This window comes from Alphaproteobacteria bacterium (assembly GCA_017308135.1).
Lineage (GTDB): Bacteria > Pseudomonadota > Alphaproteobacteria > CACIAM-22H2 > CACIAM-22H2 > Tagaea.
Genome location: JAFKFM010000006.1, coordinates 75552 through 92623 on the forward strand (window position 1 = coordinate 75552; position 17072 = coordinate 92623).

The window sequence follows — 17072 nt, forward strand, 5'->3', positions numbered from 1 at the left end:
CCTAAATTGTCCAATGTTGCGCCGCAAAATATCGCGAACAGGACTGGGAAAAACGAAGGATTAACGCTAGTTTAGCGCCACGATGAGCCAAGACACTTCCGTCCCCCGGGAAGACGCCGCTCCGGCCGGCGCGGCGGAAGCGACGCCGCCGGGCGAAATCGCTGCGCCCAAGGAAGGCGGCAAGTCGACCCATTTCATCTTCGACCATAAGATCTTCACCTTACCGAATTGCAAATTCGTGCGCGAGCCGGACAAGCTCGAGCAAGGGTTATCGATCGAGTTGGGCGAGCACCGCGCGTTCCTGTCGATCACGATTCTGCAGAAGATGTTCCCGGACATGTCCGAGGACGACAAGCGGCTGATCGCACTGGCCGCGCGCAGCCTCGCTTTCGTCAGCGAGATCGTGCCGGGCGATTCCATCCCCAACGAAATCCTGAACGGCACCGCGTCGTGGAAGGTCGATCCGATCCATAAGGACCGCGCGCGCGGGCGCATCGTCGCGGCGTTGCTGGCGCAGGATGGCGGCGATCTCGACCAAGCTTTGGTGCAAGGCGGCTTGAGCCCGCGTTTGAGCGAGCCCGGCTTCAAGGAGAAGCTCGATTCCGAACATGCGCGGCTTCTCGCCGCACTTGGCGTGTCGGCGGACCAGAAGGAACAATACAAAGCGCGGTTCGAGCGCGTGTCGCGCGAATTCGCCTATATCGAGGGCCTGCGCGACCGCTATGCGCAGGTCAGCTCGATCGTCGAGAAACTCGCCAAGGCCGCGAAGGCCTATCGCAACGCGGGCGCCCTGGGCGAGGAGATCTACCGGGTGCGCATCCTGATCCGCAAACCGGTCGAGGAATATCGCGGGCTGTTCTACAACGTCGACGGTCAAGCGGCGGAGATCAAATCCGTCGCGCGCAAGACCGACCAGATCGTCGATTTCATCCGCCAGACGCGCGACCAGCTGCATGTGCGCTTACTGCTCTGGGACCCGATCGTCGCCGCGTGGAAGAACGAGCACGGCGATATCCGCAGCCGGTCGCTCGAAGTCCTGCTGAAAAGCACCTATCGCTTCGTCGCGCATTACTTCCCGGCCGACGAGGAATGGTCGCTCAGCCGTTGAGCTTGGCGATCTGCCGGTCCTGCGCGCGATAGAGCAGCGTCGCGGCCAGCGCCCCCAGCAGCGCCATCGCCATATCCGATTGGGTGTCCCATTCGTCGCCTTGCGTGCCGAGGAATTCATGCGCGCCCTGACCCAAGGCGATTGCGGCCGCCCATTCGATCAATTCGTACGCCGCGCTGATCGCCAAACAGATCGACACGGTCAAAAACAGCACGAGCCTGGGCTGCACGATCCGGAACACGCGGATCAGCAATTCGCGCGCGATCAAGGCGGGCACGAAGCCTTGCGCGAAATGGCCGATCTTGTCGTAAGGATTGCGGCCGAGGTCGAAGACATCCTGCAACCAAAACCCGAACGGCACGCGCGCATAGGTATAGGCACCGCCGAGCATCAGGATCAGGCCGTGCGCCGCGATCAAGGCGAGCGTCAGCTCGGTGAAGCGGAAGCGGTCGCGCGCGGCGTAAAGGATCGGCCACGCGACGATCGCAGGCAGCACTTCCATCACCCATGTCGCGCGGTCGTAAGGTGCTAAACCGCTCGCGACGAGGCCCACGGCCCATAGCGCCGTCAGAATCCGGAACATATCCGAAGTGTAGGACGTCAGCGCCGTTCGAGAAAGCCGAGGATCGCGCGCTGGCTTTGATTGGCGATGCCCACGGAATTGATCGCGAGCTCCAGCTTCGCGCGCGCGGCCAAGGCCTGCGCTTGCGACTTGCCGATATCCGCGTCGACCAGCGCGCCAAGCCCGGTGATCGTCGCGTCCATCGTGGTGCGCGCGCGTTCGGCGACGCTGTCCAGCGTGCGCGTGCGTTCGGCGAAGTAGCCCAGATGCGCCGCGACGCGCTCGCGCGCCGTGCGCACCGCCAGCAGCGCGGTTTGCGCGGGCGTGATCGACCACGGGTCGAGGCCGATGCCGGTGCTGGTCGCATCGACCGTACGGATCGAGGTTTGACCGCCTTGGATATCGGCGATGACCTTGAAACTGCCTTCGGGCTGATCGGTCGGCGCGCTCGTCATCGTCGGCGTGACGAATTCCAGCGTGAAGGTCCAGGCCGTGCCGACCGAGCCGCCGTTCATTTCGACGTCGATACTGGCCGGCGCGCCGCCGGCGAAGTCGAAGGTCAGCACGCCTTGACCGGAAACGAGGCCGCCGGTCGTCGCCACCGTGCCGCCGTTATAGACCAGTGCCGCGCCGTCGGGTGCGCCGTACATGTCGTAGCGCAGCACGACCGTGCCCGGCGTGCCCAGGGGCAGGGCGAAGGTTTGCGTGCTGATCCCGAAGCCGCCCATCGAGCTTTGCGGCGCGCCGAGGGACACGCTGCTCGTGTTCGGATCGGAGGACGAGCCGATATCGGCCTGGGTTAGAAGATTGGCGCCGTCGAACGTAGCGCCGTTCGCCATGGCGTCGATCTGGCGCAGGATCGCGTCGGCGTCGTTGGCGTAGATCGCCTGCTGCTGGGGCCCCGCCCCGGCATGGGCGACGACCACCCCTTCAAGCCGGTTGAGCAGATCCGAGATATTGGTGAGGCCTTCGATCGCCGTGGTCACGGCGCCGCGCGCGCGGCCCTGGGCGCGCATCACCTCGTCCCAGGCTTTGACGTCGAATCGCGCTTGCTGGGCGACGGCGAAAACGGCCGCGTCGTCCGCCGCGTCGGAAACGCGGTAGCCGGTCTGCAGGCGTTTTTCGGCGCCGTCGATCTGCGCGCGGGCGGTGTTCATCGCGCCCAGCGCACCGAGGAGCGCCACGTTCGTATTGACCGAGTTGCCCATCGATCAACGAGTATATCACCAATTTGTTAACCATAAATTGATGATCGCAAATCGTAATTCACACTACTTTTTCGAGGAATTCGGCGACGGACCGCCGCAACGCCTCGGCATGGGCGTCGAGCTCGACCGCCTTGTCGAGCACCGATTTGGCCGCCCCGTGGACCGTTTCGGCCGACTGGGAGACCGTACCCATATTCTCGCGCACCACGGCCGTACCGGTCGACGCTTCGGCGACCGAGCGCGCGATTTCCTGCGTCGCGGCGTTTTGCTGCTCGACCGCACCCGCGATCGCCGTGGTGGCGCCGTTGACGCGTTCGACCGTCGCGGCGATGCCCTTTATCGCCGCCACCGCTTCGGCGGTCGCGCGTTGGATTTCGGCGACCTCGCCCGCGATCTCGCCCGTCGCGTGCGCGGTTTGGTTGGCGAGGTTCTTCACCTCCGACGCCACCACCGCGAAGCCCTTGCCCGCCTCGCCCGCGCGCGCGGCTTCGATCGTGGCGTTGAGGGCGAGAAGATTCGTCTGCCCCGCGATGCCGTTGATGAGGCCCGCGACCGCTTCGATCTTCTGCGCCGCCGCCGCCAGCGAGGCGACGGTCGCATCGACCGCGCGCGCTTGCGCCGCCGCTTCGGCCGCCACGCCGGCCGCTTCGCCCACGCGGGTCGAAATTTCGCGGATCGAGGCCGAAAGCTCCTCGGCCGCCGACGCGACGGTCTGCACGTTGCCCGACGCTTGTTCGGCCGCGGCGCTGACCGCCACCGCGCGGCTTTGCGTATCCTGCGCGGCGCCGACCATCCGGTCCGCGCCGTCGCGCAAATCGCGCGCCGCACCGCCGACCGTGTCGACGATGCCGCCGGTCGCGGCGCGGAACTGGGTCGCGATCTCGCGCGTGTTTTCAAGGCGCAGGCGCATCGCCGCATTGGCGGCATTGATCGTTTCCGCCCCGCGCGCGAAACCGCCCTTCATGCCGCGCACGATCACGCGGCGATAGAACTTGCCCTGACGCGCGTGATCCATCGCCGCCCCCGCTTCGCGCACGAAGGCGTCGGTCGAATCGAGCAACGCGTTCAACGAATGCGCGATATGGCCCAGCGAACCTTTTTCGTCGATCCGCACCAAGCGCGGTTCGAGATTGCCATCGGCGCCGGCGGTGGCGATCGCCGCCAGCCGATCGACGAAGCGCCAGCCTTTGGCGGCGAAGTGGATGCCGATCAAAGCGGTGACCGTCGCCACGCCGGTCAGGCCTGCGATCACGTTTTCGCCGTCCCAAAACGCGACGCCGGTCGCGGCGGCGCACAGCACCGCCGACACGCCCGAGGCGAGGCCCGCCTTAGACAGAGAAGATGAATTCGTCATAGCTCAGCCCCGCACCCTTCAAGATTTCGCCCAGACGCGCGGCCGCCTTGGCCATGCCGTCCTTGCTGCCGCCATTCGCCGCTTCGATCGCGAGCAATTCCTTGTAGATCGGCTCGACCTTCGCGACTTGTTCGGGATCCGGGCAGCGCCGATTGGAATGGTAGGACACGATTTTATTCGACGCGTCGTAGGTCGGCGTGACATGCGCGAAGACCCAATAATGGTCGCCGCCCTTCGCCATGTTCTTCACATAGGCGAAGACTTCGTCGCCCGCCGCGATGCGATCCCATAACAGCTTGAATACGCAGCGCGGCATGTCGGGATGGCGCAAAATCGAATGCGGCGCGCCGAGATATTCGGCCTCGCTATAGCCCGCCATCCGTTCGAAGACGTCGTTGCCGTAAGTGATCTTTCCCTTGGGATCGGTCTTGGAGACGATCACCTCGTCCTTGCCGAAATGCCGTTCCCGGCCGGTCGGCGTATAGGCGTATTTGGTCACCCGTCGGACTCCTTAAGGTGGAACACCGTTCGTTTGTAACCAGTAAACTAAGTGCAATTTACGAGACGATAATTGACATGCATCAATTCAACCTCGTTAAATTCTGGGCATAAGACACCTTCATTTCGATTAACGGGATCGAACCCCGGCATGCCTTCCGCCTTGCTCGATCGATCGCGCGTCCGACCCGATCACGCCACCATTCCAGGACTGGTGGTGGCGTTGTCGGCCGCGATGGATCTGATCGATCCGGGCCTCGCTTATCATCACAAGCGTGTCGGCATGATGGCGGGCAATCTGGCCGCCGCAATGGGATTGCCGCCGGCGGAAATCGCCCGCGCCACGCTGGCGGGAATGCTGCACGATATCGGTTATCTGGGCCGCGACGAGGGCGCTTGGACGCCGGAGGAGCGGCCGACCGACCGTTCCGCGCGGATTGGCGGGCGCATTCTGTCGATCGCCGGATTCACGCGCGATCTCGCGATTCCGGTGGCGCACCATCATTTGCCGTGGGATCGGGTGAAGGCGGTCGGGGGCCTGACCTGCGACGACGCGATCCTCGCCCAGATCCTCCACCTCGCCGATTTGACCGACCGGATGCTCGATCGCGTCAACCCGTTGCATCCGCAGGCGCGGGCGGCGCGCGCGCGGATCGACGCGCTCGACGCGAATGCGCTCGCACCGTCGGTGAAGGCCGCCTTCACCCGCGCCAGTGCTGCCGACGCGTTCTGGCTTGAAGCCGCGGCGATCGATCTCGATCGGCGCTTGGAGCGTTTGGCGGCACCCGCCGCGAGCGAAGCGTTGGTCGCCGACGATCTGACCGAATTCGGCCGGCTTTATTCGATCGTCGTCGATGCGCGTTCGGTCTTCACCGCTACGCATTCCTGGGGTGTGGCGGCCGTGTCCGAGGCGATGGGAAGGCAAGCGGGATTTTCGTCCGACACGGTGGTGGCGCTGGAACTCGCCGGGCAGTTGCACGATGTCGGCAAGCTCGCCATCGACGTCGCCATTCTGGAAAAGCCGGGGCCGTTGACGCCGGACGAATTCGCGGCGATGCGCGCGCACGCCTATTACAGCGAAGTGCTGCTGCGCCGTGTGCCCGGTTTCGACGATCTGGCGAAATGGGCGGGCGACCATCACGAACAGCTCGACGGCAACGGCTATCCCCATCGCCATACGCAAGACGCGCTGCCGCCCGAAGGAAGGCTGCTGACCGTCGCCGATCGCTATGTCGCGATGACCGAGGACCGTCCCTATCGCAGCGCCTTCACGCCGGCGCAGGCGATCGAGCGGATCGAAGCCGATGCGACGAAAGGCTTGATCGATCTGCGTTTCACGGCCTTGCTGCACGACCATCTCGACGAAATCGACGGCATAAGGCGCGAAGCCCAGCTCGAAGAGCGGCGTTTCGTCGCCGAGATCCTGGCCGACGAATAGGCACGGCAATTGCTGCGTTCCGCCCGCCTATCCGGAGGAACGCCATGCCCACCCTGCAAGCCGATCCCTATCCCTGGCCGTTCGACGGCGCGTGGACGCCCAAGAACACCGCGCTGATCGTCATCGACATGCAGACCGATTTCTGCGGCAAGGGCGGCTATGTCGATGCGATGGGCTACGACCTGTCGCTGACCCGCGCCCCCATCGAGCCGATCAAGCGCGTGCTGGCCGCGATGCGCGCCAAAGGCTACTGGATCATCCATACCCGCGAAGGGCACCGGCCCGATCTATCCGATCTGCCCGTCAATAAACGCTGGCGCTCGCAACGCATCGGGGCGGGGATCGGCGATCCGGGCCCGTGCGGGAAGATTTTGGTGCGCGGCGAGAAGGGCTGGGAAATCATCGACGAGTTGGCGCCGCTGGCGGGCGAAACGATCATCGACAAGCCGGGCAAGGGATCGTTTTGCGCGACCGACCTCGAACTCATCCTGCACCAACGCGGCATCCGCAACATCGTACTGTCGGGCATCACGACGGATGTGTGCGTCCACACCACGATGCGCGAAGCCAATGATCGCGGCTTCGAATGCCTGTTGCTGGAGGATTGCTGCGGCGCCACCGATCGCGGCAATCACGACGCCGCGATCAAGATGGTGAAGATGCAAGGCGGCGTGTTCGGCGCGGTTTCGAATTCGAAGGATTTCGTTTCCGCCTTGCCGTGACGGGGATCACTTGCGCGGGGAAAATCGGCGCGTAATCTCCTGCGCATGATTCGCCGTCGCACGTTCCTCGCCGCAGCACTCGCCGCCCTTGCCGCACCCGCCGCCGCGCAAAACGCCAAGCCCGGCGTCCTGCTGATGCACGGCAAAGGCAGCGGGCCGCAATTTCCGGCGCTGCGCAAACTCGCCGACGCGCTCGGTGCGGCGGGCTTCGCGGTCGAAACGCCCGCGATGGCCTGGTCGCGCGATCGCTACTTGCAAGGCAATGTCGAGGCGACGTTGGACGAGATCGGCGGCCATCTCGACAAGCTGGCGCGCGGCGGCGCGACGAAGCTGTTCCTCGCCGGGCATTCGCTGGGCGCCACCGCCGCGATGGCCTTCGCCGCCAAGCGCGGCCGCGTCGCCGGCGTGGCGATGATCGCGACCGGCCATGTGCCGCGCGGCTATTTCCTGGGCCAGGGGGCGAGCGCCCCGGTGCGCGAGTCGATTCTGGCCGCGCGCGCGATGGCGGCCGCCGGCAAGGGGGCGGAGATCGCGAGCTTCGCCGACAACAACCAAGGCCGAACGATGACTGCGCGGATGACGGCCGACGATTATCTTTCGTGGTTCGATCCCGATCTGGGCTTCGACCCGCGCGACACGATGGCCCAAGCCCCCTGCCCGGTTCTGTTCGCCATCGGGCGCGACGACATTCTATTTCCTATCGCGCGCGCGCAATTCTTCGACAAGCTGCCGCCCGATCCGCGCCATATGTTCCTGGAAATGGCGGGCGGACATATCGACGGCCCAGCGACGGCTTCCGACGCTACAGCCGGCTTTTTGCGGAGCTTGCTATGAGGCCGCATATCACCGTTCTGACGCTGGCCGTCGGCGATCTCGAGCGCGCTTTCGCCTTCTATCGCGACGGGCTGGGTCTGCCGAGCGAGGGCATCGTCGGGCGCGAATTCGAACACGGCGCCGTCGCGTTCTTCAAGCTCGCGGGCGGCGTTTCGCTCGCCCTGTGGGCGCAGAAGGATCTCGCGCACGATACCGGCCTGCCGGTCGCGCCGCTCTGCCCGACCGGCTTCTCGATCGGCCACAACGTGACGACGCGCGGCGAAGTCGACGCAACGATGGCGCAAGCCGAACGCGCGGGCGCGTCGATCGTCAAACGCCCGCAAGACACATTCTATGGCGGCTATGCGGGTTACTTCCGCGATCCCGACGGGCATCTCTGGGAGATCGTGTGGAACCCGGCGCTGATGCCGCCGGACGACGAAGCCTAGACCTCGATATTGTCGATCAGCCGCACGTCGCCCAGCCACGCGGCGACGAGCAGGCGCGCGGACACATCGGCGCGCACGAGCGGCTTCAGATCGGCTTCCGCGCGCAGTTCGAGATATTCGACCCGCGCGAAGCCCGCCGCCTCGATCGCCTTCGTCGCATCGCGCAACACCGGCTCCGCCGCTTCGCCCGCGCGCAGGCGCGTCGCCGCCGCGCGCAAGGCTTGCACGAGTTTCGGCGCGGTCGCGCGATCCGCCGACGAAAGCCGGACATTGCGCGACGACATGGCAAGCCCGTCCGTTTCGCGCACGGTGGCGCAAGGCACGATGGCGATGGGAATATCGAGATCTTTCGCCATGCGCTTCACGACATGGACTTGCTGGAAATCTTTCTCGCCGAAGAAGGCGAGATCGGCCTGGGTTTGCAGGAACAATTTCGCGACGACGGTGGCGACGCCATCGAAATGGCCGGGGCGGAACGCACCGCACAGACCTTCACTCACGCCGCTCACCGACACATTGGTCGCGAAACCGTCGGGATAGATCTCCTCGGCATTCGGCGCGTAGAGCATATGCGCGCCCAGCGGCGAGAGTTTCGCCGCGTCGGATTCCTCCGTGCGCGGATAGGCGGCGAGATCGGCGGCCGAATTGAACTGCTTGGGATTCACGAAAAGCGTGACGATCACGCGATCGGCCTGCGCCAATGCCGCGCGCACGAGGCTGAGATGCCCTTCATGCAGCGCGCCCATGGTCGGTACGACGGCGATCTTCGCGCCCTGCTTGCGCCACGCCGCGACGGTCGCGCGCAATTCGGCCAGCGTGCGGATGATCGGCACGCTCATGCCGCGTTCCCTTTCGGCGCGTCGCCGAACACATGTTCGGCGGCCGGGAATTTGCGCGCGCGCACGTCGGCGGCATAAGCGGCGATCGCTTGATCCGCCGTCTCGCCCAGCGCCGCATAGCGTTTGACGAATTTCGGGCGGAAATCCGCGAACGCGCCGAGCATATCGTCGACGACCAGGATCTGGCCGTCGCACGCGGCCGAGGCGCCGATCCCGATGGTCGGGATCGAAATCTCCTTCGTGATGCGCGCGGCGAGACTGTCGGGGATTTTTTCGAGCACGACGGAGAATGCGCCCGCGTCGGTGACGGCATGCGCGTCGCGCAAGATGCGCTCGCCATCGGCCCCGCGCCCTTGCACGCCGTAGCCGCCGAACGCGTTGACCGATTGCGGCGTCAGGCCGATATGCGCCATCACCGGAATGCCGCGCGCCACCAGGAAGGCGATCGTTTCGGCCATCGCGACACCGCCTTCGAGCTTCACGGCCGCACAGCCCGTTTCCGCCATCACGCGCGCGGCGTTGCGGAAGGCTTGATCGGGGCCTTCCTCGTAGCTGGCGAAAGGCATGTCGACGACCAGCAACGCGCGCGACACGCCGCGGCGCACCGCCTTGCCGTGCAGGATCATCATGTCGAGCGTGACGCCCAGCGTGGATTGCAGACCGTGCAGCACCATGCCCACGCTGTCGCCGACGAGCACGACATCGCAATGCGCATCGACCAGCTTGGCGACCGGCGTGGTGTAGGCGGTGAGACACACGATCGGCGTGCCGCCTTTGGCTTTGGCGATCGCGGGGGGCGTGAGGGCCGTGCTCTTCGTGGAAGCGCTCACGTGCGTACTCCTGTCGTCAGTCCTCGGCGCTATGTGCCATAAATTTGTGCGCCTGCGAAGAAAACAGGCGCGAACGCACGACAGCGCTGCGTGCGGCGCACGGGTTCGCGGAAAAATTGTTTCGAAACGCGGCCTTGGCGGCTTGAAGAATGGCGGGCGCGACGTCATTTCCTGGGGCAATTCTTCGAAACGGCCGCGTAGACTGCGCCGGAATTCGCCAACGGAGACGCGCATGACCGAATACACGCCCCCGAAAGTGTGGACCTGGAACAAGAAGCCCGGCGCCAATGTCGCCGCCCTCAACCGGCCGATCGCGGGCGCGACGCACGACAAGGAATTGCCGGTCGGCAAGCATCCGCTCCAGCTTTATTCGCTGGGCACGCCCAATGGCGTGAAGGTCACGATCATGCTGGAGGAATTGCTCGCCGCCGGCCACAAGGGGGCCGAATACGACGCGTGGCTGATCAAGATCGGCGAGGGCGATCAATTCGGCAGCGGATTCGTGGGCGTGAATCCGAATTCGAAGATCCCGGCTTTGCTCGACCGCAGCGGGCGCAAGCCGATCCGCGTGTTCGAATCGGGTTCGATCCTTTTCTATCTCGCCGAAAAGTTCGGCGCGTTTCTGCCCAAGGATGGCGCGGGCCGGACCGAGGCGATGAACTGGCTGTTCTGGCAGATGGGGAGTGCCCCGTATCTCGGCGGCGGGTTCGGCCATTTCTATATGTACGCGCCGACGAAGATCGAATACGCGATCGATCGCTTCTCGATGGAAACCAAGCGCCAGCTCGACGTGCTCGACCGGCGCTTGGCGGAGACGCCCTATCTGGCGGGCGACGAATACACGATCGCCGATATCGCGACCTTCCCGTGGTATGGCGGCCTCGCCAAGGGTTGGCAGTACGGCGACGCGGCGACGTTCCTGTCGACGCACGAATACAAGAACGTGCTGCGCTGGGCCGAGGCGATCTGGGCGCGCCCGCCGGTGAAACGCGGGCGCATGGTCAACCGCATGAGCGGCGACCCGGCCGAACAGCTGCGCGAACGCCACGACGCGAGCGACTTCGACACGAAGACGCAGGACAAGATCGGGACGTGACGGATTTGGCGGCGGGGCGGGTGTGACGCCCTACACTCAGCGGAATAACGGTGGTGCTAGTCTCTCCGAGGGCAACAAAAATCGTTCCCCTCGGAGTCCGCACTCGAAGGTATGAGCTCGTTCGGATATTCGTGGCGACAGGGGGTATGGGGACGCTGATTGAGTGGGCGTTACTGGCCAAACGATTTTTTGATGGCATCATTTATCTGATCGAGCATGTTTTGTGGAAACTCCGCCGAGTTCGCAAGGTCCAACAGGGTCTTCTTGACGTTGCCCTCTACAACGAGAATCTCCCCAGCAAAAGCAGCCGCGAATCCGTTGGGAAGTGGATCGCTCTTAGAAAGAATATTTTCTATTTTCTCCCTTTTATGTGCCAGCCCTTTGTAGCATTGCACGACCTGCCAAGCGTCGAATGGCCGTAAAAGTCCAACCTCCGAACGATTCGCATCGTAAATCTCTGTTGGCAGAGACATTAACGGCAATAGGTTCGTTGAACGCGCGTTGGTGGAGTTGAGATCCCGCGCCATACAAAGTATTCGAACACGGCAATCATTCAACTCAGCCCAAATCGCCGCGGCGACGGCGCGACGTCGATTGGCGTAATCCAATTGGGAGACATCGACGGTCGCCTTTGCTTGTTCCCTAGCGGCATCAGCCTGCGCCATCGCACCATTGAAAGCTATCCGAGCTGCGATGATTGCGATGGTCGCCGCCAGCAGCGTGAAAAAACCTTGCCCCCAAGTCGCTAGCCCCTGATGACTGTCGAGCCATTTCATCGCGGCGAGAACAGATTCCATGGCGATAGCTCCACCTCGTTCAACCACTGGATGATGCCGCCGGGGTCGATGTTCCGCAAGGGCTCGCAGCTATAGCACGCGCGCTATCGATCTGATCGTCGACGACATACCGGTTAATCACCACATGTCGGCTCCAATAGCCAATTACATGTTGGGATACGAGGCGCTTATGGCTCTCTGGATATAGAAGAATAACAACTTGAAGAGTATCTGCTTGCACGCCGTTCGGAACCGACACTATACGTGCCAGGTAGTAGTCACACTGCGCGAACGCCATGATGCCGGCGACTTCGACACGAAGGCACAGGATAAGATTGGGAAGTAGAAAATTCGGGGGCACAAGATGCCCCCGAGGCTTTAAATGGGCAAGAAAATCAAGCTATCCGGCGCCACTGCGCAGCGAAATACCGCATTTATTGATTTTAGTATGACATAGTAACCTTTATTAAGAGTTGCTGAGGGTGATGTGGATGTTTGAAACGGTAACGTCGTGGCAGATCGGGTACATCGTCTTTGCCGGAGTCTTCGCGCTCATTCTTTTGCGCGCCGCCCTCGACCTTTTGGTGAAGATACTTGAGGTCTCGTTTATACTTATATTTGTGTGCGTCGTTGTTGGCGCCGTAACCGGTATTTACGATCGCATCTACGGTCCAATTCCGGCACTCGAGGGCATCGGGACCAAATGGATGGCCTTCATGATCGCGGCCATCATCTTGGTGACTTGCGTCATTACAATTCCGGCCGACGAGAATACGGCCAAGCGCGCCGCCGCCGCAAAAGAGCCGTTGCGTGACGTAAGTGCCAACACCAAAGCAGGCGATCCGCCGAAGACGGAATTTAAATAAATGAGCGCCACGCGCGAAAGCGCATGGCGTGCCGGAGATGAAGAAAATGAGAACTCTTGGCGGATCGTGGCCCCGGTTCACAGTGCGTGTAAATGCAAATAACCTTATTGAAACATCTGTATTTAGCCGTGACGCCATGCTTCTGGCGTAAGTTGCGACGCCTCACGTATGTGGGAAAGCGCTAATGGGAAATTTGATCTTCAATCTTTCTCTCACACATGCGCCTAGCAACGAGGCTGACGGGGAAATCCAATACGCCCCCACAATAATGTTTCGTGACTCCAGAAACTAAGCGACTTTAGCGATGAACATGGAAAATTGTTTCTAATTCACATGCTCCCGCTTTGGAGCCTCAGCATCCAGGTTGGCTACCGTCGCAGCCGTCGCCGAATGCCGGCGTCAGCATCTTCCCGTTCCGCTTCCTTTTCATAGGTTTTTGCGATGGCCATAAGAAGAGACGACGACAAGTGCGGATGGGTATAACGCAGAGCCTCTCCCCATCCGCGATACTTCGCAGCAAGTTCGCGTTCTTGTGCACCTCCCTCGCCGCGCACAACTACCCCCCGCAAATTGTAGATACCGGTATGCGCGCCGTCGAAGACCTCGCGTGAGTTTAGCTCCTCCATTTCGTCACGAACTGTCTCGCATGGCCAAACGCCATCTGCGCCAACGGGTGCATGCGCGAAAAGTCCGCCGAGATTTATATCGCAAATTTCAAGTCGATCGATTTCGGCACTGGCCGTTCGAACAGCTTGTACCCACGCAGCTAGACTCGCTTTCGCTTTAGCGCCTTCTTCGCGGAGCCCAGGAATGCGCCGCATGCCCTCCAGCAGCCGATAGCCACGTTCCGCCAAATCTGACCGGCCGTCCGGAGTTCGGAATGATGGCGGATCCTCACCACCGCTCTTGCGTTTGTACGCCCATGCCAGGGCTTCAACCCATAGCAAAGGGTTCATCTCGATATAACGCTCGAGATTTCCGATGTGGCTCTCGTTGTTCCCCAGAACGTCCGCGAGCACGTCGATATAAGCGAACTCTAGCTTGGCCTTGTCCTCCAGGCTTACGCCGGGATCGTTACTCAGCCGCTCGAATACTTCTTTGACATCATGCGAGTCCAGCCTGACATCTTGATCGTTATCGTCGCCGACTTGTGCGAGCTCGTTGAGTAGATCGACGATCAAATCATGACGCAGGTTCTTGATCGCGAGCCGCACAGTCGTGAAGGCGGCTTTCGGGCGCTTTGCCTTCAGAAATCGCTCTACGGTCTCATCAACCAATTCCCGGGGTTCGATCACGTAGCTTGGTTGGACGTCCATCCAGTACAATTTTTGCGATTCCGGCTTCAAACGATCAACCATTCGCCAGGTCGATTGATCGAAAGGCGCGAGCAGTAAGAGGCGCGCTTTCTCCGAATCGTCGAGTGCCGCAAGCGGGCCGTCAAGCAAAGCCTCACGATCTTCCAGCTTCAACGCGACCAGCGCCCCCCTCAGGATAGCCGTGCGTTCCGGCGAGATGTGGCTCGAACCCAGTCGCATTGCTTCAATAATGAAGGAGGCGATATCGCCGTTGGCGAGTACATCGCGAACCATATGCCATCCAATCTGGCCCTGGGCGTTTCCCTGGCTCGCCAGATTGAAGACGCCCGTAAAACCTTGCGTGCGATAGACTTCGCTGAGGGCATCCGCTCGCATGCGATCTATGCGTTTTTGCCGTTCCTGATAGTCTGTCGCTTCGCCCCAAATTTCGTCTGCTGACTCTTCGATCCATGACGCCTTGAAGAGCCATGCATGCTTCTGGACAAGGTCGGCGGGCTCAAGCTCCGCGTAGACCTTGCGGGCTGAGTCGGTGAGTGTCGCTCGATGAATCCCTGGATTCTGACGTTCTGCTCGTCGCGAGAGTACGGTGACGCGTATCTTCTCGCGTACTTGCGCGACATCAGCATCCGATTTGCCGCTCTTACGCCATGTGTCGATGAGATTCCATACGCGCTGCTGAAGTTCGTTGTCCAACGCATGCAACCGCTCAACAAGATCGCAAACCATGTCGACAGAATAGGTGGCCCGCGAAAGTGCCAACTCCACCATCGCGACCTGAAACTTCAAACTAGGGCCCCTCAACTTAAAGGGCTCCCCGTATCCATAACCATCGGGGCGCCATTTGGGCTTGTGCGTGTAGTGCCCAACACTATGACCGCCACCATCGAACTGATCGACACAGATTGTCCAAGCGACGGCCGGGTGCTTCTCGAATAGCTTCTTGATTGCCAAGACCCTTCTGTCGTGTTCGACGGCGGTTTGTGGCATCCACGAGCGGAAGATCGACTTCAGGGACGAGATGGGTTTGTTGGCAAGATTGTCGTTGAGCTCGATTTCCGCAAGGCGTGCAAGGATCAGGACCGAGCGGAGAAAGGTCTGAGGGCTCCATGCAAGCCCTTCGAGCGCCCAGAGCAGGCCGGGCCGTGACGAGTTAGCGCCAAAGAATGTCGTGTCGGCCGGACGAATGAGCCCGAGAACGGCAGGCGTGTCGCCACGAAGATCGTCCTCGAGAATCTGAAGGAAGGTTTCAGGTGCCGCTTCGGCGTAAGTGCGTAGATCGTGGCTATTGGCTTCGAGTTTGTGCGTGGTGAGCGGCAGCAGCAGTTCCTTGACAAGTCGTGAGACCTCCATTTCTCCATCGAAGCCGATTCTGCGGAAAAGTTCTTTTCCATGAATCGCCAGAAGAACCAGCGTTTCTGCGACGCCATTTCGAACCGCGGTTGAGAAGGCACGTCGTTTTCCCCTCATGCCGGCCAACCATCGTTCCTTTTCGGGCAGTTCGAGCGACGGATCATCTTCGCCGAGGATCGTCCGCGCGAACCCGAGAAACCGCCGAAGGTCGGGAAGTGTGACGGCTTGAGCGATGGCAAACAGCGAATCGAGTTTGGAAACTACGCCTCTGTAGTCACCGATTGACCACAAAGGCGCATCTTCTAGTTGTACTAATTTTCCGATCCGAATCTCCATCTCGTCGTACGCTATTTCGTCACCCGCGATTCCGGTTACCGCCGTCTTATCGGCTTCGTTCTCCGCATTCCACGCGCCGAGCAAAACGAATGGGACAAGCCATCGAGCTTTGTCGGAATCCGCAGCCCAATTAGGCGTGCGAATGGTGGGCACGTTCGAGAGTCGGCGACGGAGTACAGTCAAGGAATGCCCCGATTCCTCGCCAAGGCGTTCAATCTGGTCACGGTCGAGGCTCATAGCTTCGAGACCTTTTCGAAAGGCCTCGTGGGTCAAGGTTTCAAGTGTGACGTCGGGGGCGTCGTTCAGCGCATTCTTCGGATAGACCACGATCGCTCGGAGCTTCGAAGCGAACGGCCCGAGTTCTCGCTCGACCTCGCGCGTATGCACAATCGCGATGAAATCTTGGTTGCCGTGCGCAAGTTTTGTCAGACTGCCCGGCCTGTCGAAGACGAGTACGCGATCCCGCTTGCCCACCAAGTCCGGCTCGGAGAATGTTTGGGCGATCGCCGCAAGAGCTTCGTCTTTCGAGTCCGCAGATACAATGAGCGGCTTCTCAGCGGGTACCGCCAGCATGCTCACGATCTTCGGTTTGACGACGCTCTTGGCCGTGTCGAACAGCTCTGCTGCGAGATGGGGGTTTGCGGCATTAGTCCAATCGGACCAACAGCGATCGAGCGACCGAACCCCTTCCGAGGGGCGCTGTGTTTCGCCGGCGAACCAAGCCTGCGCGGCCGGCGATTGTTCGAGCCATTGTTCCAGATCGCTTGCGTCATAGGCTCGGACGTCCCTCCATTGTTTGGTCGCTCGCATCGCCACTACCCAGTCGATCTTTCCCGCCCATCGCCGTGGGGTCACGAAGATGAAGGTGGTCTCGGCACGCTCGGCGACGTTCGGAGTTCCTTTGACGCTTTTCCCGAAGTCATCGTCGGCTTTCTTTTTGATCTTCTCTGTGACGCCAAACTCCCAGCCGGTCTTGCCTTCCGGAATCCAAGGTGTCCCGGCTGACGTCTCTGTGAAGCCGTCCCAGCCGGGCCGCTCGGCGTCGTCGTTGCCGGGAAAATCAACGCGTTTGAGTGCCAAGCCCGTCGAATTCACCAGTGTTCGCAAAAAGACCGAGAGACGAATGCGTGCGGAGATGTTATCTGCGGCCCAATCCTGGATTTCATTCGCTTTAATATCCAGGAAGGGTGGGACATAGGCCTTCGTTTCCGCGGAAGCCTTGGTGGGCGAACTCGAGGCCGCGTCATACTCGGCTTGCATTCGCAACAGTCCAGCAGCCGGATAGCCAAACACAAGCTCGATCCGCGTGGCGATGTTTTCTGTCGCGGATACGCGGCCATTCAAGAAGTTAGAGACGCCAGGACGGCTGATACCTAATAGCTCTGCCGCCTTCTTGACCGAGATGCGTTGCGGTCGGAGATAGGTTTCACGGACATATTGGCCAGGATGCTTCGGTTTTTTCGGCATATTCAGCGATCTTTGTTGTTGCAAGGTAAAATTATAGTGTGTTA

Annotated in this window: 15 protein-coding genes; 7 read left to right on the forward strand and 8 right to left on the reverse strand. The window is 61.6% G+C overall.

The features are described from left to right. Window positions 1-82 precede the first annotated feature (82 nt). Window positions 83-1108 (forward strand): hypothetical protein, encoded by a 1026-nt coding sequence (locus tag J0H39_00590; protein ID MBN9495222.1) that lies wholly within the window; start codon window positions 83-85, stop codon window positions 1106-1108. Here the strand turns inward: J0H39_00590 and J0H39_00595 are convergent. The 4 genes from J0H39_00595 to J0H39_00610 all read right to left on the reverse strand — a co-directional run bounded on the left by J0H39_00595 (window position 1098) and on the right by J0H39_00610 (window position 4731). Then, window positions 1098-1691, reverse strand: coding sequence for a DUF2238 domain-containing protein (locus J0H39_00595; GenBank protein MBN9495223.1), 594 nt, complete (start codon window positions 1689-1691; stop codon window positions 1098-1100). The two genes, J0H39_00590 and J0H39_00595, sit on opposite strands and share 11 nt — an antisense overlap. A 17-nt stretch (window positions 1692-1708) precedes the next feature. Next, on the reverse strand, window positions 1709-2854 hold the full coding sequence (locus tag J0H39_00600; GenBank protein ID MBN9495224.1) for a hypothetical protein: 1146 nt from the start codon (window positions 2852-2854) through the stop codon (window positions 1709-1711). 82 nt (window positions 2855-2936) lie between these two features. Continuing rightward, the gene (locus tag J0H39_00605; GenBank protein MBN9495225.1) at window positions 2937-4232 is read right to left on the reverse strand and encodes a hypothetical protein; all 1296 of its coding nucleotides are present in this window, start codon (window positions 4230-4232) and stop codon (window positions 2937-2939) included. Next, window positions 4207-4731 carry a PAS domain-containing protein gene (locus J0H39_00610; GenBank protein MBN9495226.1) on the reverse strand — a complete coding sequence of 175 codons (525 nt, stop codon included), beginning with the start codon at window positions 4729-4731 and terminating at the stop codon, window positions 4207-4209. The genes J0H39_00605 and J0H39_00610 overlap by 26 nt, the downstream gene beginning before the upstream one ends. 150 nt (window positions 4732-4881) lie before the next feature. Here J0H39_00610 and J0H39_00615 point away from each other — a divergent pair, with 150 nt between their 5' ends. The 4 genes from J0H39_00615 to J0H39_00630 are packed head-to-tail and all read left to right on the forward strand — an operon-like array spanning window position 4882 to window position 8152. Further along, window positions 4882-6168, forward strand: coding sequence for an HD domain-containing protein (locus J0H39_00615; GenBank protein MBN9495227.1), 1287 nt, complete (start codon window positions 4882-4884; stop codon window positions 6166-6168). A 44-nt stretch (window positions 6169-6212) separates the two neighbouring features. Next, window positions 6213-6890 carry a cysteine hydrolase gene (locus J0H39_00620; GenBank protein ID MBN9495228.1) on the forward strand — a complete coding sequence of 226 codons (678 nt, stop codon included), beginning with the start codon at window positions 6213-6215 and terminating at the stop codon, window positions 6888-6890. A 45-nt stretch (window positions 6891-6935) separates the two neighbouring features. Next, a complete protein-coding gene (locus tag J0H39_00625) occupies window positions 6936-7724 on the forward strand; it encodes an alpha/beta hydrolase (protein MBN9495229.1) in 789 nt (262 codons plus the stop codon). Continuing rightward, window positions 7721-8152 carry a VOC family protein gene (locus J0H39_00630; protein MBN9495230.1) on the forward strand — a complete coding sequence of 144 codons (432 nt, stop codon included), beginning with the start codon at window positions 7721-7723 and terminating at the stop codon, window positions 8150-8152. Before J0H39_00625 ends, J0H39_00630 begins: the two co-directional genes overlap by 4 nt. Here the strand turns inward: J0H39_00630 and J0H39_00635 are convergent. Continuing rightward, a complete protein-coding gene (locus J0H39_00635) occupies window positions 8149-8991 on the reverse strand; it encodes a pantoate--beta-alanine ligase (protein ID MBN9495231.1) in 843 nt (280 codons plus the stop codon). The genes J0H39_00630 and J0H39_00635 overlap by 4 nt on opposite strands. After that, window positions 8988-9821 carry a 3-methyl-2-oxobutanoate hydroxymethyltransferase gene (panB, locus tag J0H39_00640; protein MBN9495232.1) on the reverse strand — a complete coding sequence of 278 codons (834 nt, stop codon included), beginning with the start codon at window positions 9819-9821 and terminating at the stop codon, window positions 8988-8990. Before panB ends, J0H39_00635 begins: the two co-directional genes overlap by 4 nt. Before the next feature lie 232 nt (window positions 9822-10053). On the opposite strand from panB, the gene yghU reads away from it, so the two are divergent. Further along, the gene (gene yghU / locus J0H39_00645) at window positions 10054-10917 is read left to right on the forward strand and encodes a glutathione-dependent disulfide-bond oxidoreductase (protein ID MBN9495233.1); all 864 of its coding nucleotides are present in this window, start codon (window positions 10054-10056) and stop codon (window positions 10915-10917) included. A 170-nt stretch (window positions 10918-11087) separates the two neighbouring features. On the opposite strand, the gene J0H39_00650 is transcribed toward yghU, so the two are convergent. Continuing rightward, window positions 11088-11714, reverse strand: coding sequence for a hypothetical protein (locus J0H39_00650; protein MBN9495234.1), 627 nt, complete (start codon window positions 11712-11714; stop codon window positions 11088-11090). Between the two features lie 470 nt (window positions 11715-12184). Here J0H39_00650 and J0H39_00655 point away from each other — a divergent pair, with 470 nt between their 5' ends. Then, window positions 12185-12559, forward strand: coding sequence for a hypothetical protein (locus J0H39_00655; GenBank protein MBN9495235.1), 375 nt, complete (start codon window positions 12185-12187; stop codon window positions 12557-12559). A 368-nt stretch (window positions 12560-12927) separates the two neighbouring features. Here the strand turns inward: J0H39_00655 and J0H39_00660 are convergent, their stop codons facing one another. Beyond that, window positions 12928-17028: a HigA family addiction module antidote protein gene (locus J0H39_00660; protein MBN9495236.1), complete on the reverse strand. Its 4101-nt coding sequence runs from the start codon at window positions 17026-17028 to the stop codon at window positions 12928-12930. Window positions 17029-17072 lie beyond the last annotated feature (44 nt).